The 20,566-nt window shown below is 70.4% G+C and carries 17 protein-coding genes; 8 read left to right on the top strand and 9 right to left on the bottom strand.

The annotated features are described in order from the left end of the window. Positions 1 to 2 precede the first annotated feature (2 nt). Both abc-f and QQG74_RS14450 read right to left on the bottom strand, forming a co-directional pair. Positions 3 to 1,640 (bottom strand): ribosomal protection-like ABC-F family protein, encoded by a 1,638-nt coding sequence (abc-f, locus tag QQG74_RS14455; RefSeq protein ID WP_341720799.1) that lies wholly within the window; start codon positions 1,638 to 1,640, stop codon positions 3 to 5. Between the two features lie 260 nt (positions 1,641 to 1,900). After that, the gene (locus QQG74_RS14450) at positions 1,901 to 3,088 is read right to left on the bottom strand and encodes a helix-turn-helix domain-containing protein (protein ID WP_341720798.1); all 1,188 of its coding nucleotides are present in this window, start codon (positions 3,086 to 3,088) and stop codon (positions 1,901 to 1,903) included. An 86-nt stretch (positions 3,089 to 3,174) separates the two neighbouring features. Between QQG74_RS14450 and QQG74_RS14445 the strand changes: the two genes are divergently transcribed. The 5 genes from QQG74_RS14445 (at position 3,175) to QQG74_RS14425 (ending at position 10,807) form a co-directional block, all read left to right on the top strand. Beyond that, complete coding sequence (locus QQG74_RS14445; protein ID WP_341721235.1) at positions 3,175 to 5,475, top strand: aminotransferase class III-fold pyridoxal phosphate-dependent enzyme; 2,301 nt, start codon at positions 3,175 to 3,177, stop codon at positions 5,473 to 5,475. 5 nt (positions 5,476 to 5,480) lie between these two features. Continuing rightward, positions 5,481 to 7,082, top strand: coding sequence for an FGGY-family carbohydrate kinase (locus tag QQG74_RS14440; RefSeq protein WP_341720797.1), 1,602 nt, complete (start codon positions 5,481 to 5,483; stop codon positions 7,080 to 7,082). A 59-nt stretch (positions 7,083 to 7,141) separates the two neighbouring features. Continuing rightward, on the top strand, positions 7,142 to 7,855 hold the full coding sequence (locus QQG74_RS14435) for an aquaporin (protein WP_341720796.1): 714 nt from the start codon (positions 7,142 to 7,144) through the stop codon (positions 7,853 to 7,855). Positions 7,856 to 8,158: 303 nt separating this feature from the next. Then, positions 8,159 to 9,814, top strand: a complete 1,656-nt coding sequence (locus tag QQG74_RS14430) for a hypothetical protein (RefSeq protein ID WP_341720795.1) — start codon at positions 8,159 to 8,161, stop codon at positions 9,812 to 9,814. 18 nt (positions 9,815 to 9,832) lie between these two features. Beyond that, entirely contained in the window at positions 9,833 to 10,807 is a 975-nt protein-coding gene (locus tag QQG74_RS14425) for a glycosyltransferase family 2 protein (protein WP_341720794.1), read from the top strand. On the opposite strand, the gene QQG74_RS14420 is transcribed toward QQG74_RS14425, so the two are convergent. From QQG74_RS14420 to QQG74_RS14405, 4 genes are all read right to left on the bottom strand, one after another. Next, positions 10,756 to 12,234: a cation:proton antiporter gene (locus QQG74_RS14420; RefSeq protein WP_341720793.1), complete on the bottom strand. Its 1,479-nt coding sequence runs from the start codon at positions 12,232 to 12,234 to the stop codon at positions 10,756 to 10,758. The two genes, QQG74_RS14425 and QQG74_RS14420, sit on opposite strands and share 52 nt — an antisense overlap. Positions 12,235 to 12,295: 61 nt before the next feature. Continuing rightward, the gene (locus QQG74_RS14415; RefSeq protein WP_341720792.1) at positions 12,296 to 12,523 is read right to left on the bottom strand and encodes a potassium transporter TrkA; all 228 of its coding nucleotides are present in this window, start codon (positions 12,521 to 12,523) and stop codon (positions 12,296 to 12,298) included. A gap of 104 nt (positions 12,524 to 12,627) precedes the next feature. Then, positions 12,628 to 14,109 carry a glycoside hydrolase family 43 protein gene (locus QQG74_RS14410; protein WP_341720791.1) on the bottom strand — a complete coding sequence of 494 codons (1,482 nt, stop codon included), beginning with the start codon at positions 14,107 to 14,109 and terminating at the stop codon, positions 12,628 to 12,630. A gap of 258 nt (positions 14,110 to 14,367) precedes the next feature. Beyond that, positions 14,368 to 15,897, bottom strand: a complete 1,530-nt coding sequence (locus tag QQG74_RS14405; protein ID WP_341720790.1) for an alpha-N-arabinofuranosidase — start codon at positions 15,895 to 15,897, stop codon at positions 14,368 to 14,370. A gap of 717 nt (positions 15,898 to 16,614) precedes the next feature. On the opposite strand from QQG74_RS14405, the gene QQG74_RS14400 reads away from it, so the two are divergent. Continuing rightward, a complete protein-coding gene (locus tag QQG74_RS14400) occupies positions 16,615 to 17,754 on the top strand; it encodes an Ig-like domain-containing protein (protein ID WP_341720789.1) in 1,140 nt (379 codons plus the stop codon). A 49-nt stretch (positions 17,755 to 17,803) separates the two neighbouring features. On the opposite strand, the gene QQG74_RS14395 is transcribed toward QQG74_RS14400, so the two are convergent. From QQG74_RS14395 to QQG74_RS14385, 3 genes are all read right to left on the bottom strand, one after another. After that, complete coding sequence (locus QQG74_RS14395; RefSeq protein WP_341720788.1) at positions 17,804 to 18,352, bottom strand: cellulase family glycosylhydrolase; 549 nt, start codon at positions 18,350 to 18,352, stop codon at positions 17,804 to 17,806. A gap of 26 nt (positions 18,353 to 18,378) precedes the next feature. After that, entirely contained in the window at positions 18,379 to 18,693 is a 315-nt protein-coding gene (locus tag QQG74_RS14390; protein ID WP_341720787.1) for a hypothetical protein, read from the bottom strand. Positions 18,694 to 18,779: 86 nt separating this feature from the next. Continuing rightward, a complete protein-coding gene (locus tag QQG74_RS14385) occupies positions 18,780 to 19,508 on the bottom strand; it encodes a hypothetical protein (protein WP_341720786.1) in 729 nt (242 codons plus the stop codon). Here QQG74_RS14385 and QQG74_RS14380 point away from each other — a divergent pair. Both QQG74_RS14380 and QQG74_RS14375 read left to right on the top strand, forming a co-directional pair. Continuing rightward, positions 19,498 to 19,668 carry a hypothetical protein gene (locus QQG74_RS14380; protein ID WP_341720785.1) on the top strand — a complete coding sequence of 57 codons (171 nt, stop codon included), beginning with the start codon at positions 19,498 to 19,500 and terminating at the stop codon, positions 19,666 to 19,668. The two genes, QQG74_RS14385 and QQG74_RS14380, sit on opposite strands and share 11 nt — an antisense overlap. Positions 19,669 to 19,800: 132 nt before the next feature. Then, positions 19,801 to 20,547, top strand: coding sequence for a glyoxalase (locus tag QQG74_RS14375; RefSeq protein WP_341720784.1), 747 nt, complete (start codon positions 19,801 to 19,803; stop codon positions 20,545 to 20,547). The last annotated feature ends 19 nt before the right edge of the window (positions 20,548 to 20,566 follow it).

Here is a 20,566-nt window from a genome sequence, read left to right as displayed (position 1 = left end):
GTTCACCCCGCCTCGGGCGCCGCGATCTCGCGCAGCCCGGCACCGTCCAGGCGCAGCCACCGCCGCACGCCGATGTCGCGCAGGAACCGCTCGTCGTGACTGACCACCACGAACGCCCCTCGATAGGCGTCCAGCGCGTTCTCCAACTGGCCCACGCTGACCAGGTCGAGGTTGTTGGTGGGCTCGTCGAGCAGTAGCAGGTGCGGCGCCGGCTGGGCGTAGAGGACACAGGCCAGGGTGGCCCGCAGGCGTTCGCCGCCGGAGAGCACACCGACCGGCAGGTGGGCACGGTCGCCCCGGAACAGGAACCGGGCCAGCAGGTTCATCCGCTCGGCCGGCGGGCGGTCCGGCGCGTACGCGGCAAGGTTCTCGGCGACCGTACGCTCGGCGTCGAGCAGGTCCAGCCGCTGGGACAGGTACGCCACCCGGCCGTCGGCCCGGCGTACCTGACCGCCCTCCGGTGCCAGCTCACCGCAGAGCAGGCGCAGCAGCGTCGACTTGCCGGCACCGTTGGGTCCGGTCAACGCGATCCGCTCCGGACCCCGGATGGTCAGGTCGACACCGTCGCCCGCGAACAACGGCCGGGCGTCGTGCCACACCTGCGTCCGCTCGGCCTCGACCAGGGTCCGGCCGGCCGGCACGTCGGTCTCCGGCAGGTCCAGCGTCAGCGTCTGGTCCTCCCGGAGCGCCCGGCTGGCCTCGTCGAGCCGACCCTGGGCCTCGCTGACCCGGCTGGCGTGGGCCTGTCGGGCCCGCCCGGCCGACTCCTGAGCGCTGCGCTTGAGCCCGCCGGCCACAATCCGGGCCAGGCCGGCGTTGCCGAGGTTGCGGGCGGCATTGCCGGCCCGGCGGTCGGCCCGCTCGCGGGCCTGCTGCATCTCCCGTTTCTCCCGCTTGACCTCCTGCTCGGCACTACGGACGTTGCGCTCGGCCGCCTCCCGGGCCGCGCTCACCGCCTGCTCGTAGGCGGTGAAGTTGCCGCCGTACAGGCGCAGCTGCCCGCCGTCGAGTTCGGCGATCCGGTCCATCCGGTCCAGCAGCACCCGGTCGTGGCTGACCAGCAGCAGGCACCCGGACCAGTGTTCGAGGACGTCGTACAGCCGGTGCCGGGCGTCGATGTCGAGGTTGTTCGTCGGCTCGTCGAGCAGCAGCACGTCCGGGCGGCGCAGCAGTTGCGCGGCCAGGCCGAGCGAGACGATCTGCCCGCCGCTGAGGGTCTGGAGGTGCCGGTCCAGGGTGACCTCGCCCAGCCCGAGCCGGTCCAGTTCGGCGCGGCTGCGCTCCTCGACATCCCAGTCGTCGCCGACCGTGGCGAAGTTCTCCTCGCTGGCGTCGCCGGACTCGATGGCCCGCAGCGCTTCCAGCGCCGGGGCGACACCCAGCACCTCGGCCACGGTCAGCTCCCCGGTCAGCGGCAGGTTCTGCGGCAGGTAGCCGAGCAGGCCCTCGACCGTCACGCCGCCGCCGGTGGGGGTGAGGTCACCGGCGATCAGCCGCAGCAGGGTGGACTTGCCGGCCCCGTTCGGCGCGACCAGGCCGGTCCGGCCGGGCGGCACGGTGAAGGACAGATCCCGGAACACCGAAGTGTCATCGGGCCAGGAAAAGGACAGGTTGGTGCAGACGACGCATGCGTCGAACATGGCAGGCAGACCTCGGGAAAGAAGCCGGGACGCGACTGCGCCCCGGTCAGGAAACAGGGCTACGACTGGACAGCCGCCCGCCCAGGGGCCAGCTGCGGGGCTGCTCACCCCGAGATGTCGTCGTCTCCTGACAGCACGTCGCGCTCCTCGTCCACAGTGCCGGCCGTTACCGCCACCTGGCATCGGCCAGGCTAACAGCCCGACCGCGCCGCCCGCAGCAGCAAAACCGGAGGAGGCCGGGTCACCGTCGCCTGGGCAGTTCAGGTGCGCAGCGTCGGGGTGGGGGTGCCGAGTCGGCTGGCCAACACCACAAGCAGCTCGAAGCGGGCGGTCGGGTCGTCCAGGTCGGCACCGTACAGGTCGCGCAGCCGCTTGAGCCGGTAACTGACCGTCTGCGGGTGCACGAACAGCTCGGTGGACACCTCGGCCCGCGAGCCCCAGTGCCGCAGCCAGCTGTGCAGCGTCGCCAACAGGTTCTCCCGCTGGGCCGCACGCAGGTCGGCCAACGGCGCCAGGCGGCGGGCGGTGAGCACCGCCAGGGCGCCCGTCTCACCGCGCAGGGCCAGCGCGATCAGGTGGTCGTCGGCGAAGAGCGGACCCGGGTCCGGCCCGGCCAGCCCGGTGGCCAGTTCGGCGAGCCGGACCGCCGCCGGCACCTGGGGCCAGGCCAGTCCCGGGCCCACCACGGCCCACCGCCCGGCCAGCGCCTCGGTCAGCGCGGCCCGGGTGGCCCGGGGTCCGGACCGCAGCAGCAGCACCGCATCCCGGCCGCGCTCGACCACGACGCCGTCCGGGCCGTACCGGAACCGCACGTCGCGGGCCTGGTCGAGCGGCAGCAGTACGGGCACCACGGCGTCGAGGTCGGGCCAGCCGATCCGGGCCGCCGCCGCGCCGACCGCGCTGGGCATGCCGTCGCCGCGCAGCAGCAGCTCGGCGAGTTGGCGACGGCGGTCGCCCTCGCCGGCCTGCTCACGCAGTTGGAGCGCGTACCCGTCGGTGCTCGCCGCGGCCAGCTCGTCGACGTACGCGGTGACCGCGTCGGAGAGGTCGATCAGCTCCTCGGTCCCGACCGGACGGAGCCGGGCCAGCGACTGCGATGCCGTACGCAGCAGCTGCCGCGCCGCCATCCGCAGCGCGGCGAGCAGCGCCTCCGGTCCACGCTCCTCGCGGGCCTCGGCGGCGCCGAGCGCGACGAACACCTCCCGGAAGGGTGCCGGCAGTGCCGGCTCGTCGGTGCCGACCAGGTCGAGGAAGCGGTCGAGCGCGACCTGGACGGCGTGCCGCACGTCGCGGCCGAACTTGTCGTCGTCGATGCCGGCGAAGACCGGCGTGGCCTCGGTGACCGCGACCGCCACGGCGGCCACCGTCACCGGCAGGTGCGGGCGCATGGCGGTGGCCAGGTCGGCGGGGAGGCGCCGCCATGCAGGTACGGACCCGGGCGTGGTCACGCCGCGATTTTGTCACGGCAGGACAAAAAAGCCCCGGATTATCGCTGCTGGCGGGACGGTGTTTCGACAGGCCCGGCCGGGTGACCATGGACACCCGCCCGCACCCGGGCACCGACGATCCGACCGAGGAGTGCGCCGTGCAGCACCTAACGTCCCGCCAGCACGTGGTGGACATGTGCCGGACGATGCTCGCCCGGGGCTATCTGAAGGCGACCGAGGGCAACGTCTCGGTCCGCGTACCCGGGCACCGGTTGTACGCGGTGACCCCGAGCAACTACGACTACGACCGGATGCGGGTGGCGGACATCTGCCTTGTCGACTTCGACGGCAAGCACGTGCCCGACGACTCCGGTGCCGGGCTGGCGCCGTCGATCGAGTGCGGGATGCACGCCAACATCTACCGGGAACGCCCGGACGTCAACGCGATCGTGCACACCCACCAGCCGTACGCCTCGGCGCTTGCCTTCCTGCGTAAACCGATCCCGGCGCTCACCGACGAACAGGTGCGGTTCCTCGGCCGAGAGGTGGCCATCATCGACTACGCGCCGTCGGGCACCTCGTTTCTCGCCCGCAACGTGCAGAAGAAGGTGGCCAGCGGGGACAACGCCTTCATCATCGCCAACCACGGCGTGGTGGCGGTGGGCACCGACCCGGACCGGGCGGTGTTCAACATGGCGCTGCTGGAGAAGGTCTCCATCGCGTACCTGCTGGCGTTGACAAGCGAGGCGGGGAAGGTCTACACCATCCCGACCGCGATCCGGGAGATCGCCTTCGGCAAGCTGCGCGCCGACGAGAAGCGGATCGCCGCGCAGCTCACCGAGGCGGTCGAGCCGGTGCGGGTGCCGGCCGACGAGGAACTGCCGAGCGCCGACGCGACGGCCGCCCAGGTGACCACGAGCAACGCCGGAACCGACGAGCAGCCGGGCACGGAGTCGGCCCGGCTCGGGTATGCGATAAGCGAGTATCCCGACGTCGATGACGTGATGCGCCGGCTGAAGGCGCTCACCGCCCAGCCGGTACGCGGGCTGCGCCACGACGCGCTGCTGGACGTGCTGAACTACTTCGACACCAAGTGCCGGGCCAGCAAGGAGATCACCGACCGGGCCAAGCAACGCATCCCCGGCGGCGTGCAGCACAACCTGGCCTTCAACTACCCGTTCCCGCTCGCCATCGACAAGGCCGAGGGGGCGTACCTGGTCGACCGGGACGGCAACACCTACATCGACTTCCTCCAGGCCGGCGGCCCGACCATCCTGGGCAGCAACTACGGCCCGGTCAACGAGCGGGTGGCCGAGGTGGTCCGCGACTGCGGCCCGGTGACCGGCCTGTTCCACGAGTACGAACTCAAGCTCGCCGAGATCATCCACCGGTTCATGCCGCACGTGCAGATGTACCGCTCGCTCGGTTCCGGCACCGAGGCGGTGATGGCGGCGGTACGCGGCGCGCGTGCCTTCACCGGCAAGAAGATGGTGATCAAGGTCGGTGGGGCGTACCACGGCTGGTCCGACACCATGGTCTACGGGCTGCGGGTGCCCGGCACGTACCGGATGAACGCCAAGGGCATCCCGTTCGGTGCCACCGCCCGCACCCGGGAGTCCTTCCCGCACGATCTCGGGCAGCTCAAGCGCAAGCTGATCGAGAACCGGCTGCGCGGCGGCACGGCGGCGGTGGTGGTCGAGCCGGTCGGCCCCGAGTCCGGCACCCGGCCGGCGCCGCGCGACTTCAACGCCCGGGTCCGCGAGTTGTGCGACGAGTTCGGCGCGCTGTTGATCTTCGACGAGGTGGTCACCGGTTTCCGGCTCGGGCTCGGCGGCGCGGCCGGCTACTTCGGGGTCACTCCCGACCTGACCGTGCTCGGCAAGACGGTCTCCGGCGGCTACCCGATGGCCGGTGGGGTCGGCGGGCGGGCCGACGTGATGGCGGTCTTCGGTTCCGGGCTGGACGGCAAGAGCGGGGCGCACATTCAGGTCGGCGGCACGCTGTCGGCCAACCCGCTGTCCTGTGCGGCCGGCTACTTCGCGATCGAGGAGATGGCCCGCACCGGAGCGCCGGTGATCGCCGGCCGGGCCGGTGACCGGCTGACCCGGGGCCTGCAACGGCTGATCGACTCCTACGGGCTGCCGTACGTCGCGTACAACCAGGGCTCCATCGTGCACCTGGAGTGCAGCGGCGTGATGTTGCTGGACATGCGCAACCCGGTGAAGCTGCTCAAGGAGAACAAGGCCCGCAAGCGGCTGATGGAGCAGATGGGTGCCGCGTACACCGCGCACGGCATCATCACCCTGGCCGGGTCCCGGATGTACACGTCGATGGCCGACACCGACGAGGTCATCGACGACGCGCTCGCCCGGTTCGACCAGGTCTTCGCGCTTGTCGAAGGGGTCTGAGCCAGGTGGCCGCCGGCTCGCCGCAGATTCTCGCGATCGATCTGGGCACCTCGGGGCTGAAGGCCGCCCTGGTCGCCGCCGACGGCACGGTCACCGGCTGGGCCGAGCGGCCGGTCCCGCTGCGGGTACTGCCCGGCGGCGGCGCCGAACAGGACCCGCTCGCCTGGTGGACGGCGCTCGGCGAGGTCACCGCCGAGCTGGGCCGGGCCCACCCGGAGCAGTTGCGGGCGGTCGGCACGATCTGCGCCTCGACCCAGGGCGAGGGGACCATCGCGGTGGACGCCGCCGGGGAGCCGCTGACGGCGTGCATCAGCTGGCTCGACATGCGTGGCGCGCCGCACCTGCGGCGGCAGTTCGGCGGCTTCCCGGCGTACCAGGGGATGTCGGTGCGCCGGATCGCGCGTTGGCTGCGGCTGACCGGGGGGATGCCGTCGCCGACCGGCAAGGACCCCGCCGCCCACATGCTCTTCGTCCGGGACACCATGCCACAGGTGTACGCGCGGACCGCGACCTTCCTCAACGTGCTCGACTGGATCAACCTGAAGCTGACCGGGCGGACGGTGGCCACCGTCGACTCGATCCTCACCTCGTGGGTGACCGACAACCGACGGCCCGGCCACATCCGCTACTCCCCCGCCCTGGTCGCCGACTGCGGCGTCGACGCGGACAAGCTGCCGCCGATCGTCGCCTGTACCGAGGTGATCGGCACGCTGACCCCGGCCGCCGCCGCGCACCTGGGGCTGCCGGCGTCGGTCCGGGTGGTCGCCGGGGCGATCGACAACACCGCCGCGGCGATCGGTGCCGGCACCACCGGCGACAACGACCCGCACCTGTATGTCGGCACCTCGTCGTGGATCGCGGCCCACGTGCCGCGGAAGAAGACCGACATCGCCGCCGGCATCGCCTCGGTGCCCTGTGCCATCGGCGACCGCTATCTGATGACCGCCCTCCAGGCCACCGCCGGTGCCAACCTCACCTGGCTCCGCGACAAGATCGTCGAGTACGACGACCCGCTGCTCGCCGCCGGCCGGCTCAGCCGCGACGAGGGAACGATCTTCGACGCCTTCGACATGATCATCCCGACCGTGCCGCCGGGTGCCAACGGCGTGCTCTACACCCCCTGGCTGTACGGCGAGCGCGCCCCGGTGGACGACGCGAACCTGCGCGCCGGCTTCTTCAACATCTCCCTCGACACCAACCGCTCGGATCTGTTGCGGGCGGTCTTCGAGGGGGTGGCGTTCAACACCCGCTGGCTGGCCCACGCGGTGGACCGGTTCCTCGGTACGCCGGTCACCTCGTTGGCGATCACCGGCGGCGGCGCGCTGTCGGACTCCTGGTGCCAGATCTTCGCCGACGTGCTCGGCGTCGAGATTCGGCGCGACGCCCAACCGCTCGCCGTCAACGCGCGCGGCGCGGGCTGGATCGGCGCGGTCGGCACCGGGCTGCTCAGCTTCGCCGACATCCCGGCGTTGATGCGCACCGACCGGGTCTTCGCGCCGAACCCGGCCCATCGGGCGAGGTACGAGGAGATCTTCGACGTCTACCGGGCGTTGCACCGGCGGGTGGCTCCGGTGTACCGCCGCCTGAACCGCCCCGGATCCGCCTGAACCGGGGATGACCTGCCGAAACGTCCACTCGCAGGCGATCATTGGGCAAGACTGACGTCATGGTTGACGTCAGGCGCTACGTGGCCGAGTTCATCGGCACGTTCCTGCTGGTGTTCTTCGGCGTGGGCAGCGCCGTCGCGGCCCGCGTCGAGGGCGGCGTGGTGGTGGTCTCGCTGGCGTTCGGGTTCGTGATGCTCGCCTTGGTCTACACCATCGGTCAGCTCTCCGGCGCGCACGTGAACCCGGCGGTGACCCTCGGCGTGCTGCTCTCCGGCAAGATCTCACTGTTCGGGGCGGTGGTGTACTGGGTCGCTCAGTTCGCCGGCGCCGCTCTGGCGGCCTTCCTGCTCTGGGTGCTTGTGCACTGGGGCGGGGTGACCGACCAGACCGGCGTGCTGGGCGCCAATGGCTACGGCACCCACATCAACGCCGGTGGCGCGATGCTGCTGGAAACCGTGCTGACCTTCCTCTTCGTCCTGGTCGTGCTGGTGGTGGGCAAGCGCAGCACCGATCTGTCCGGCTTCGCCGGCCTGGCCATCGGGCTGGCGCTGGGCGTGGCGAACCTGGTCGGCGTCGCGCTGACCGGGGCCGCGGTGAACCCGGCCCGCGCCTTCGGGCCGGCGATCTTCTCCGGAACGCACGCGCTCGGCCAGCTCTGGGTGTTCATCCTCTTCCCACTGCTCGGCGGGGTCCTGGCCGCGCTTGTCGCACCCCTTGTCGAACACGGCTCCGGGGTCACCCGGATCGGCACGCCCCGGCCGGCCGGGCGCTGATCCGGCCGCGTCTTCGAACGCTCGATCCACTTTTCGCCCGCTTCCCAGCCTGTGGGCTCGGCGACCGATCAAGTTTCGCTGGCCATCAATATGGCTTTTACCCTTCCACCGATGCGACGCTAGGACGTGCGGCACCGGTCATCAACAGGAGGGTACGTGCAGGCGATACGTCGAAGGCTTCTCGGAACCTCGTCCGCTGATCGCCAGCAGCCCGACCCGGACCAGGCAGAATCGGAGTTCCCACCCCGCCGCGGATCAGGCTGGCTGGCAGCCAGCGCGCGGCTGCTACGCCACGAATGGGTGGTGGCGAGTTTCGCCGGCCTGGCGTTGGCCGTGCTCCTCACCTGGCCGACCCTGAAGCAGCCGTGGACGACCATCCCGGGCGACATCGGGGATCCCACATTGCAGGCATGGCAGGTCGCCTGGGGCGGGCACGCACTGCTCACCGACCCGCTTAACCTCTGGCACTCCAACACGTTCTTTCCGGCGTCGTACACCTACGTCTACAGCGACACGCTGCTCGGCTACGCTCCCGCCGGTTTCTTCGGCAGTGGCGTCGAGGCTGCCGTGTTCCGTTACAACCTGCTCTTCGTCCTGGCCTACGCGCTCGCCTTCGTCGGGGCGTACGCCCTGGTCCGCCAGCTGGGCAGCAGCCGCACGGCGGCGGCCGTCGCCGGCATCGCCTGGGCCTTCGCGCCGTGGCGGCTGGCTCACAGTGGGCATCTGAACATCCTCTCCATCGGCGGCATCGCGCTGTGTCTGGCGATGCTGGCCCGGGGACACGGCTGGTCGCTGCGGCGCGGCCACCGCCCGGCGCTGCACCGCCCCGGGTGGATCGTGGCCGGTTGGCTGGTCGCCGCCTGGCAGGTGAGCCTCGGCTTCGGGATCGGGTTGCCGCTGGTGTACGTCCTGGCCGGGGTGGGGCTGGTGGTGGCCGTGGCCATCGGCTGGGCCCGGTGGCGGCGCGGCGAATGGCTGCTGGAGCGCCGGGTGGTGCTGGCCAACCTGGTCGGTGGTGCCGCGTTCGCTGGCGTCTGTCTCTGGCTCGGCATCACCTTCCTGCGGGTGGTGGAGCTGAATCCGCAGGCTCGCCGGGACCTGTCCTGGACCGAGATGTTCTCCCCACCGTTGCGCGGATACTTCGTCGCGCCCGCGGACTCGTGGTTGTGGGGTGACTACTTCACGGCCGCCCGCGCCCAGTTGTCCTGGCCGCCGGAGATGGCGCTGCTGCCCGGCATCACGTTGATCGTGCTGGCCGCGGTCGGGCTGAGCTACTCGGTGTTCCGGGTCAGACACCGCGTACTGCTCGGGCTCGGTGTGCTGGTCACCGGCGCGCTCGGCCTGGGCAGCAACCTCGTCGGGCAGGGCGACCCGGGATATCTGACGTTGTCGCGGCTGCTCCCCGGCTGGGATGCGCTCCGCACCCCGGGGCGGCTCATGGTGTGGACGAGCCTGCTGCTGGCCATCCTGGCGGCGGGAGCCGTCACCGAGTTCGGGCGGCAGCTGCCCAAGCTGGCGTGGCCGCGAGTGGTCGGGCGAATCGTGCTCCTGGCGCCGCTGCTGCTGGTCCTGCTCGAAGGGGTCAACCGCACCCCGCACCCCACCGTGCCACCGGCACCGGCGGCGATCCAGGCGGCGGCCGAGCCGATGCTGGTCCTGCCCAGCGACAGCATCTCCGAACTCCACGTCATGCTCTGGTCCACCGACGGGTTCCCGCGCATCGCCAACGGTCTCGCCGCCTTCGTGCCCGCCAGCCAGGAACAGATCCGCACGATGAGCATGACCTTCCCGGATCAGGGCAGCGTCGCGTTCCTGCGGCAGAGCGGCATCCGGTCGGTGGTCGTGCTGCCGAATCAACTCGCTGGTACGCCCTGGGACGGGGTTGCCACCCGACCGCTTGATGGCCTCGGCATCACGCGGGAGGAGATAGCTGGCGTCTTCGTGTACCACCTCAACTAGGGCGGATTGGAGGATCCGGTGCGGCTGTCGATAGTGGTGCCCTGCTACAACGAGGAGCGGTCGATCGGTCCGCTGCACGCGGCGGTGACCACTGCGGCTGCCGCGTTGCCGGACGACGAGGTCGAGATCCTCTTCGTGGACGACGGCAGCACCGACGGCACCCTGGCGACCCTGCGCAGCCTCGCCACCCGCGACCCGGCGGTCCGGTTCATCTCGTTCAGCCGCAACTTCGGCAAGGAGGCGGCGATGCTCGCGGGGCTGCAACGCAGCCGGGGCGACGCGATCGTCCTGCTCGACGCCGATCTGCAACACCCGCCGCACCTGCTGCCGCAGATGGTCGCGCTGCACAAGCAGGGCTACGACCAGGTCGTCGCGGTCCGGGACCGCAGCGGTGAGCCGGCGCTGCGGCGCATCCCGGCCCGCTTCTTCTACCGGGCGATCAACCGCTGGGTCGATGTCCGGCTACAGGACGGCGCGGGTGACTTCCGGCTGTTGTCGCGGGACGTGGTGGACGCCCTGCTCGCCCTGCCCGAGTACCACCGCTTCTCCAAGGGCCTTTTCTCCTGGGTCGGCTTCAGCACCATCTCGCTGCCGTTCCGGCACGAGGAACGACAGGCCGGCACCAGCACCTGGAGCTTCGGCAAGCTGTTCAACTACGCCCTGGACGGGCTGGTCTCGTTCAACCACAAGCCGCTGCGCCTCGTCGTGTACGCCGGCCTGCTCCAGACGCTGATCGCCCTCGGCTACGCCGTCTGGGTGGTGGTGAAAGCGGCGGTGGACGGCGTCGACATGCCGGGCTACGCGACGCTGATCAGCGCCGTGATCGGAATGGGCGGCATCCAGTTGATGGTGCTCGGCGTGATCGGCGAGTACATCGGGCGGATCTACCACGAGAGCAAGCGCCGGCCGCACTTCCTCGTCCGCGAGACCGACAGCACCGGTCACTGCCGGGCGGCACCCATCGGTTCGCGGACCAGCGCACCGTCGATGTAGCAGTAACGCCAGTCCTCCCCCGGTTCCAGCGACCGGATCAACGGGTGCCCGGTCTGCCGGTAGTGCTCCTCGGCGTGGTTGTTGACCGAGTCGCTGCAACAGCCCACCGCGCCACAGATCAGGCAGAGCCGCAGTTGCACCCAGTCGTCGCCGGTCTCCAGGCACTGCGGGCACGCCTCGGCGTCGGACTCGGTGATCTGAACCCGGTCCAGGTGGGTGCAGGCCGTGCTGATGGTCTCCTCCCGCACGTACCGCCAACCGGAGTGCAGCAGCCGGTCCGGGATGATCCGGGCGAGATAGCGGGAGTTGGCCGCGAGCAGCGGGCTGGCCACCGCGAGCACCAGCACGTACAGGGCGATGAACGGGCCGAGGCGGGCGTCCAGCCCGGCGGCGAGCGCGAGCGTGGCGAGGATCAGCGAGAACTCGCCACGCCCCAGCACGGTCAGGCCGACGTTTGCCGCGCCGCGCTGGTTGAGCCCGAACAGCCGGCCGGCGATCAGCCCGGCCGTCACGTTTGTGACCACGGTGAGCAGGACCGCCAGCAGCACCGGCAGCGCCACCGAGCCGATCTCGCCGACGTTGATGCTCAGCCCGAACGCCACGAAGAACACCGCCGCGAAGACGTCGCGCAGCGGCAGGACCAGGCGCTCGACCCGCTCCCGGATGGGGGTACGGGCCACCACCAGACCGATCATCAGGGCACCGATGGCGTCGGAGACACCGATCTCGGCCGACACGCCGGCCACCAGCACCACCAGCCCGACCATCAGGATGGCCAGCAACTCGTCCTCGTTGCTGTCGATCAGCTTGCCGACCAGCCGGGCGCCGTAGCGCGCCACGGCGAAGAGCACGACCAGGTACGCGAAGCTCAGCCCGATCCGCAGCGTCAGTTCCCCCGCCGAGCCGGCGCCGGACAACAACGGCGACAGCAGCGCCAGGTACAGCGCGAGGAACAGGTCCTCGATGACGATGATGCCGAGGATGACCGGGGTCTCCGCGTTCGCCAGCCGGCGTAGCTCGATGAGCAGCTTGGTGACGATGGCCGACGAGGAGATGCCGAGCGCACCGGCCACCACGAACGCCTCGTAGCCACCCCAGCCCAGCGCGAACCCGAAGAGCAGGCCGGCACCGACGTTGAGCAGGATGTAGCAGCCGGCCGCGATGAACAGCCGTCTACCGCTGCCGAGCACCTGCTCCACGGGGAACTCGACGCCCAGGTGGAACAGCAGCAGCACCAGACCGAGCGAGGCGAGCAGGCTGAGGTCCTCGGGATGGGCGACCAGCACCGGACCGGGCGTGCCCGGCCCGAGCAGGATGCCGGCGAGCATGAAGAACGGCACGGTGGGCAGGTTGATCCGGCGGCCGAAGCGGGCCAGCAGTCCCGCGATCAGTACGAGGGCACCAAAGCCCACGAGGTCAGCGTGCACGGTGAGGACTCCTGCAAGAGCTGGGCGACGACCTACGGGCTGGGCTGGGCTTGGGTGCCGGCTACTCGGAGAAGTAGGTGCCGGCCAGCAGCGCGCCCACCTTGCGGGCCTGCTCCTCCGACATTTCGATCACGGCCACCGGGTCGTCCGTGCCGGCGGCGAAGACGTACAGGTCGCGGGCGCCGTCACGGCGTACCACGATCGAGATCCGCTGGGTGGCGCTGCCCAGATCGACGTCGTACCGCTTGCCGATGCCGGGCAGTTCCTGCACGTGAATCCCTTTGCCCATGGTCCCTCCCCGTCGCGCGAACCGCGAACTCTCGGGCAATGGTACGAGGCCGGACGGGTGTCGGATGCAGTGATGCCGACGACCCGTCCAGCCTCAGGTGCCGGTTACGACGTCAGCCGGAACGTCGCGTCGTTGCGGGACTGGGTGTCGGTGATCTGGTCGAGGCGGAGCTGGTAGCCGTAGTGCCGCAGGTAGCGGTCGGGATAGTTGTACGACTGGAAGGACTGCCAGGCGGCGTTACCCAGCCCGGCGACCTGCCGGAAGGTGGCGTCGGCGGCGAAGACGGAACTGCCGTCGTTGGCCGCCAGTACGAAGTCGAACCCGTAGTGCCGCAGGTAGTAGCCGGGGTAGTTGACGGACTCGAACGACACGTACCCGGAGGTGTTGGCCAGGCCGGGCACCACCCGGAACTGGGCGTCCTGGGCGGGGCTCACGTTGGCGTCGATGCGTACGTCGTAGTTGGCGTGCCGCACGTACCGGTCCTGGTGGGTGTACGCCTGGATCCGGTTGACCGTGGCGGTGCTGGGCCAGCGGGCGAGCACCCGGCTCTCCTCGGCGGCGGTCAGGTTGAGGATCGAGCCGTGGCGCTTGCGGCTGGCACCCATCTGGTGGTCCGAGCGGGTCCGGAAGTTGTTGACGCTGCCCAGGTTCGTCGAGGTGATCGGCAGGTACCCGCGGCCGGTGGCGAACTGGTCCAGGTAGAGCGCCCATTCGTTGCGGCCGTTGAACTGCATCCACATCGGGCCCTCGACCACGTTGCCGCCGCCGGTGCCGTTGGAGATGCCCAGGTGCGACAGGTTCCCCAGGCTCGTCCAGGAGCCGAGGACGGAGTTGCTGGCCTCGATTGGGATGTGCCCGTCGGCCGACGCCCGGTAGTAGCGGTAGCCGCCGACACTGTTCGGCACCTCGATAATCTGGGTGTCGATGATGCCCTGGTTACCGGGCCGGTCGATGAACAGCTGCGGCGCGGTGAAGGTGCGGAAGTCGCTGGTGCGGACGTACCAGATCCGGTTCTTGGTGACCCCGTTGCGCGGGGAGTTCGTCGCCCAGTAGACGACGTAGTCGCCGGTCGCCTGGTTGTAGATGGCCTCCGGCGCCCAGGCGTTGCCGGCACCGGGGATCGCGCCGGCCACGTTGATCAGCCAGGGAGCGGACCAGTTCACCAGGTCGCCGGACTCCCACACGACAAGCGAGGTGCTGCCCCGGTTCGCCGCGTCGCTCCACGAGGTGCCGCTGGCGATCCGCAGGTCGGTGGCGATGATCCAGTACCGGTCGCCGGCGGGTGAGCGGACCAGGGCGGGGTCGCGGACGCCTCGGGTGCCGAGGGTGGAGAGCAGGACGGGCGCGCCGTTGTTCAGGTCCCGCCAGGTCAGCCCGTCGCGGCTGTGGGCGAGGTAGATCTGCTCGCCGGTGGCCGACTCCCCGGTGAAGTGGGCCATCAGGTAGCCGGTGAACGGGTCGAGCGCGGCGGCCTCGGCCCGGGGTGCCTGCGCGGCGGCCTCCGCTCGGGGTGGCTGCCCGCCGGGCAGCAACAGCAGGCAGATCGCGGCGAGCAGCGCGCTCACCCTGGCGACGATTCTCGACATCCAGGCTCTCCTCACCCCGACGTCACCGCGGTTGTTAGCGTTAACAACGGTGGCAACGCATAGGCATCGATGACTGTTTCGGGCTTGTGTCGAAGTGTTGACCGACGATCTGAACCTGTCAAGACATCGACATCAGCGCCCATCGTCAAGCCTTCCGATCCTGGTCGGGCATCCGGATTGCGAGTGCCGTCCGGCCACCGCACCGGCACCATCGCCCGGTGGCACGCCGGCACCGGAATGCTCGCCGCCCAGGGACGGTCACGCCTCGGCGGGTCGGGCCTGGTGCGGGATCGTCAGTGCGGTCCAGGACACCGGCGGTAGCTCGACGGTGAGCAGGCCGTCGGAGAGCCGCGCGGTGTCGTTGATCCGCAACCCCACCCGGTTCGGGTCGGCCAGGTCGTTGGCGGCGCGTACGTCGGAGTCCCAGATGCCGCGGGCCGAGACCGCACCGGTCGGCGCGAACGCGCGGAGGTCGATCGTGACCGTCGTCGCCTCGGTGCGGTGCCGGTGCTGAAGGAACACCGAGAGCGATGAGCCGTCGCTGGTCGCGGCCGCAGCCACCACCGGCACCGAGCCGTACGCCGAGGTGTCCGTGCTGTCGGCGTCGACCAGGACCCGCAGCGCGTCGCCCCGGGCGGCGTGCGAGGTGACCGAGAACGGGAAGAACGTGGTCTGCCGCCAGGCGGGACCGCCCGGCTCGGTCATGATCGGCGCGATGACGTTCACCAGCTGCGCGAGGCTCGCCGAGGTGACCCGGTCGGCGTGGTTGAGCAGCGAGATCAGCAGACCGCCGAGGACCACCGCGTCCGCCACCGTGTAGCGGTCCTCGAGCAGGCGCGGCGCCACCGGCCACTCGTCGATGGTGAAGGTGCGGGCCTGTTCCTGCCACCGGGTCAGGTACCAGATGTTCCACTCGTCGAACGAGAGGTCGATGCGTTTTGTCGACCGCTTCACCGCCTTCACGTGGTCGACAGTCGCGACCACGGAGTCGATGTAGGCGTCCATGTCGACGCCCGAGGCGAGGAAGCTCGCGAGGTCGCCGTCGTGCTCCTGGTAGTACGCGTGGCAGGAGAGGTAGTCGACGTCGTCGTACGCATGGGTCAGCACGACGCGTTCCCACTCGCCGAACGTCGGCATGCCGCGCCCGGACGACCCACAGGCGACCAGCTCAAGGTCCCGATCGACCTGGCGCATCGCCTTTGCCGTCATCGCCGCGAGCTTGCCGTAGTCCTCGGCGCTGCGGTGCCCGAGCTGCCACGGGCCGTCCATCTCGTTGCCGAGACACCACATCGAGATCCCGAACGGTTCCTCCCGGCCGTTGGCGGCCCGCTGGGCGGCGCGGGCGGTGCCGGCCGGGACGTTTGCGTACTCCAGCAGCTCGACGGCTTCCTTCGGACCGCGGGTGCCGAGGTTTACCGCAAGCATCAGCTCGCTGCCCACCAGATCGAGCCAGTGCTGAAACTCGTGCAGACCGACCTGATTGGTCTCGGTGGAGTGCCAGGCGAGATCGAGCCGGCGGGGCCGCTCGGCAACCGGACCGACGCCGTCCTCCCAGTTGTAGCCGGAGACGAAGTTGCCGCCCGGATACCGCACCGTGCTGACTCCGAGCTGCTTGACCAACTCGACCACGTCGCGCCGGAAGCCGTCCGGCCCGGCGCTCGGATGCCCCGGCTCGTGGATGCCGTCGTAGACGTGGCGACCGAGATGTTCGACGAACCCGCCGAAGAGCCGTCGCCGGACCGGCCCCACGGTGAAGGCCGGGTTGATGGTCAGGTTCGCACGCGCCATGCGGCTCCTCCGCTGGTCGATTCGGTACTGCGGAGGTAATCCGCGACGATCACTCACCATAGCGCCAGCCCCGGCAGGCTCCGCCATGCCATCGGCGGTCGGGGCGGCGCACACCATCCGAGGAAAAGCTTGACTTCCCCACCCGCCCCGCCCGACCGTCGCAGTGACGCTTCTCGATGTTCGGGGGATTTCGATGAGGACCCGGATCGGCTATCTGATCGTCACCGTGCTCGCCGCCGCCTCGGGTCTGCTCGCCGTGACGCTTCCGGCCTCCGCCGCCGGCGGGTGCGCCGTGGAGATGCACCACCGGTACGGCTCCGCGTCGGTGAGCCAGGGCGAGATCCGCGTCATGAGCGTCGGCCAGCCACTGTCCGACTGGACCCTCCGCTTCCACCTGCAATACCGGACCGAACAGATCAAGCATCTCGACGGCGGGGACTGGGAGCAGCGCGGCACGCAGGTCACCCTGCGCGGCCGGCCCGGTGACGTGCTACCGGCAGACATCCCGGTCTTCCGCACGTACGCCATGACGCGCGGGGCCAAGCTCGGCAGCGGGTCCGGCTTCACGCTCAACGGCGTCACCTGCGCGACCGTGCTGCCGCCCTGGGCCTCACCAGCCCGACGCCGAACCCCACCCCGACGCTGGCCCCGAACCCCACCCCGACCCCGAACCCCAGTTCGCCGCCGAACCCCACCCTCAGCGCGACGGCGAGTCCCGTGCCCGACCCGAACCGGCCGCTTGTGGAGCTCACCCGACCGGAGACCGGCGACCCGTTCTTCGCCCCGGCGACGATCACGATGGCGGCCACCGCCACGCCGGCACCCGGCCGACAGATCACCCGGGTCGAGTTCATCGGCTCCGGCGACGCGCCGGGATCCGGCCTGATCGGCACCGACACGACCGCGCCGTACACCGCGCAGTGGAGTGCCCTGCCGGCCGGCGAGTACGCCCTGACGGCCTGGGCGTACGACAATGCGGGCGCGGTGCGGAACAGCATGACGGTGCTCGTCCGGGTGCACCCGCCAAGTGAACGACGACAGGCACCGTACGTCAGCGTGGTACGCGATCAACTCTGGGGCGTCGACCCGATCGTCGAAGCGGCAGCTCCTCGACGGCTGGCACCACTCGCACGGACCGGCGCCGAGTCCCGATGCGTACACGGGCGGGGCATCTGGGACGGTCCGGTCGACGCGGACGCGGTCTCCCGGCTCGTCAGCCGTGGCGTCCAGGCGGTCTACCTTCCACTTAACGAAGCCTGCTGGCTCGGCCTGCCGTACGTGCCACCGCGCTACCGCGGCGAGCCGTACCAGCAGGAGGTGACCGCGTACGTGCATCGGCTGCGGGCTGTCGGCATCACGCCGATCGTCGCGCTCGCCTGGAGCCACGGCCGCTACACCGGCCCGGGTGCGACCTGCCGAGACGAGCGGGCGCTCTGCGCCAAGCCGATGCCGCACGCCACGTACGCCGTCGACTTCTGGACCAGCGTCGGTGAGCGACTTGGCTCCTACGAGTCGATCGTGTTCGACCTCTTCTCCACGCCCTTCCCGGACCGGGCGATCGACGATCCGGCGCTCGCCTGGACGTGCTGGCGAGACGGGGACGGGGCCTGCTCCGCGCTCGGCTATCCGGTGATCGGCATGCAGGCGCTGCTGTTCCAGACCCAACGCCACGTCCCCGGTGTCCTGCTCGCCAGCGGCCTGAACGGCGGAAGCGACCTCTCCCGGTGGGCCGCCTACCGGCCGTTCAGCGGCACCTACAACCTGGCCGCCGCCTGGCGACCGACGACACCGGGCGACTGCCGCCGACCGCCGACGCTGACGCAGGCCCCCGTCGTCGTCACCGTTGCCTGCCAATAGTGCTGTCACCGCTCTCGGCGGCCCGGCCGAGGGCGGTGACAGACCTGCGTTAACCGTTGGGGTCGCCCACGCCGGTGAGGATCCGGCTGCGCAGATACCGGCCCGCCTCGGTAAGCACGTCGTTGCCGGCGTACTCGGTGCCCGCGCAGGTGCCCGGCACGAATGTCGAGTTGGTTTCCCGGCCGTCGGAGAAGCTCCACATCGCGTACGAGATCTTGTGCTCCTTGAGCAGGTCCAGCCAGGCGGTGGTGCTGTCGAAGTCGTTGTCACCGTCGCCGGTGAAGGTCTGCGTGCCGAACTCGCTGACGAACAGCGGCAGGCGCTGCGCGGCTCGGGCCACCACCGCGCGCCGGTCCGCACCGTGCGAGGCGGCGTAGAAGTGGAAGGTGTACATGATGTTGTCGAAGGTGACCGGATCGTCGATGATCTCGGTCTCGTCGCTGCCCTCGCTGAGCCCCAGCGACGAGAAGCCACGGGTGCCGACCAGCACGACGCTCTCCGGCGCGTTGTTGCGGATCACCGGAATGACCTCGTCGGCGTACGCCTTGATGCCGTCCCAGCTGACCCCGTTCGGCTCGTTCGCGATCTCGTAGATCACGTTGTTCTTCGCCGCGTGCGTGCTCGTCAGTCCGGGAAGAACTGGAGGCCGTGGCTGCTCATGCCGCGCAGTTGGATCGCCTCGCCGGCCTCGTCGCACAACTGCACACCACACACGCTCAGCTGGCCGTGCACCGCCACCGGCGTGTCGGCCGGGGCCTGCGCCGCAGGCGCCTGCGCAGTGGGCGCGCTGATGGCAGGCGGCTGTGCGGCCGGCACGTCCTCGCCGGCCGAGGCGACCCCCAACCCGACACCGAGGGCGAGCACCGCCACCCCGGCGACCGCGCCGAGCCGCCACCGCCGGGTATGCGTACGAGACCTGCCGAACCTCGATCTGTCCATCGGATCCTGCGCCTTTCGCCGGTTTCACCACATCCGTTACTGCGATGAGTACGCAAGTCCACGATTGACGGATCAACTCGGACGGCTCACCGCCCTCCCGATTGACCGACCGGCCCGGCCGAACGGCGTCGCTGCCGGTCGACCAGGACGCCGAGCAGGTTCAGTCCGAGCGCGTACGCTCCGGCACTCACCAGCAGGGCGATGCCGGCGCGGTATCCCGCGTCGCCGACCAACGCCGGAGGTTCGGACCACACGTCGAGCGACAGGCCGGCGAGTGCGACAGCGGTGCCTGCTGCGATCGGCGGCACCGCCCACAACAGCCACGACGGTCCGACGAACTCGTCGTCCTGCGCCAGCCCGACCTGCGTCGCGCCGTACCAGGCCATCCCGAGCAGGGTCAGCAGCGCGATGCGGTTACCGGTGCGGCGGCCGGCGAGCAGGATCCCGAGGCCGACCCCGACGGCGGCGAGCAGCGGATAACCGGCGAGTTCGTGCAGCAGCACCCGGACCAGCACCGGATCGTCGAACGCCCGGCCAGCGCCCTGGCTGGCCTCCCGAGCGCTGGCGACCGGGTACGCCACAAGCACGGTCACCCCGGCCAGCAGTACGCCGAGCGCAACCGCGATCGCCAGGGCGATCGCCTGGGCATGGCGGCGGGCCAGGGCGGCACCCGCCAGCAACGCCAACAGTTGTCCGCTCAAGACTCCGGAGGTGTACCGGAAGATCTGCGTGGCGTAGAACCGCTCGTGCTGTTGCGCGTCACCCTGCGGGTCGTAGTTGACCCAGAACTCGTAGAGCGCGTCGTTGAAGGGCATGGATAGCCAGGCCAACACGGCCATCACCGGCGGCGACCAGACCAGCGGATGCGTCAGCCTGTTCCGCCACGAAGGCGACCCCGTCCCCACCTGCTTCGTCAGCATCCCGCAAGTCTCGACCACCGACACCTCACCCCGGGGGGTCGATTTCGCCAGCTGAGCTGCCACGGGCTAGCGGCGGCACGTGCGCAGATCAGGTCACTGGCGCGCGGGTCAGCTGCGGGGATGCCGGTACTAGCACGTGGACTGGCCACACTGAGGGAGACACCAACCGGGCCGGGAGGGATCATCGATGACTGCCGAGGAGCGAATCCAGCCGAACGAATCCGCCGTGCCGCTGCTGCCCTGCGTGGCGGTGGACGAGACGATCGCCTTCTGGCGGGCGCTCGGCTTCGCGGTGACCTGGGAGCAGCACAAGCCGTACCTGTATCTGGCCTTTCGATACAGCGGGTTCGAGCTGCATTACGGCAGTGCGCCGCGCGGATTCGACCAGCCGGCCGAGAGCGGCTGCGGCGCGCTGGTGATGGTCGACGCGGTCGCGCCGTACCACACCGCGTTCACCACCGGGATGCGTGCCGCGTACGGCAAGCTGCTCGCCCGAGGGCTGCCCCGGATCACCCGCTACCGGCCCGGCGCGTCGCGCTTCAGCATCGTCGATCCGTCCGGCAACACCATCACCCTCATCCGGCGGGACGAGCCGTCCGGGCTGGAGTACGGCGGGTCGCGGCAGCTGACCGGGCTGGCCAAGGTCCTGGACAACGCCCGCATCCTGCGCGAGTTCAAGCGCGACGACCTGGCCTCCTTCCGGGCGCTGAACTCGGGACTACGCCGGCACGGCGACGCGGCACCCGCCGTCGAACAGGCGTTGGCGCTCGCCGCGCTGATCGAGTTGTCGACCGCGCTGGAGAAGCGGGACCTGGTGCCCGAGTGGGGTGCCCGGCTGCACGCGCTGCCGCTGACCACCGAGGAACTGGCGCAGGTCAGGCTGGCGGTCGCCGATCCGTCGGTACTCGAACCCTGGCTGTCCGAGCCGACCTGAGGGTGGAGCACACCAGGCT

Origin of the sequence: Micromonospora sp. FIMYZ51 (assembly GCF_038246755.1) — a bacterium.
In the GTDB taxonomy this organism is placed as follows: Bacteria; Actinomycetota; Actinomycetes; order Mycobacteriales; family Micromonosporaceae; genus Micromonospora.
This window is presented reverse-complemented; position numbering and strand designations above follow the sequence as displayed.

Bases quoted from the DNA above. Each gene is read 5' to 3' on its own strand.
- abc-f (WP_341720799.1), bottom strand. From the start codon at position 1,640: ATGTTCGACGCATGCGTCGTCTGCACCAACCTGTCCTTTTCCTGGCCC.
- QQG74_RS14445 (WP_341721235.1), top strand. From the start codon at position 3,175: ATGGACACCCGCCCGCACCCGGGCACCGACGATCCGACCGAGGAGTGC.
- QQG74_RS14435 (WP_341720796.1), top strand. From the start codon at position 7,142: ATGGTTGACGTCAGGCGCTACGTGGCCGAGTTCATCGGCACGTTCCTG.
- QQG74_RS14415 (WP_341720792.1), bottom strand. From the start codon at position 12,523: ATGGGCAAAGGGATTCACGTGCAGGAACTGCCCGGCATCGGCAAGCGG.
- QQG74_RS14410 (WP_341720791.1), bottom strand. From the start codon at position 14,109: ATGTCGAGAATCGTCGCCAGGGTGAGCGCGCTGCTCGCCGCGATCTGC.
- QQG74_RS14405 (WP_341720790.1), bottom strand. From the start codon at position 15,897: ATGGCGCGTGCGAACCTGACCATCAACCCGGCCTTCACCGTGGGGCCG.
- QQG74_RS14390 (WP_341720787.1), bottom strand. From the start codon at position 18,693: ATGGACAGATCGAGGTTCGGCAGGTCTCGTACGCATACCCGGCGGTGG.
- QQG74_RS14385 (WP_341720786.1), bottom strand. From the start codon at position 19,508: ATGCCCTTCAACGACGCGCTCTACGAGTTCTGGGTCAACTACGACCCG.
- QQG74_RS14375 (WP_341720784.1), top strand. From the start codon at position 19,801: ATGACTGCCGAGGAGCGAATCCAGCCGAACGAATCCGCCGTGCCGCTG.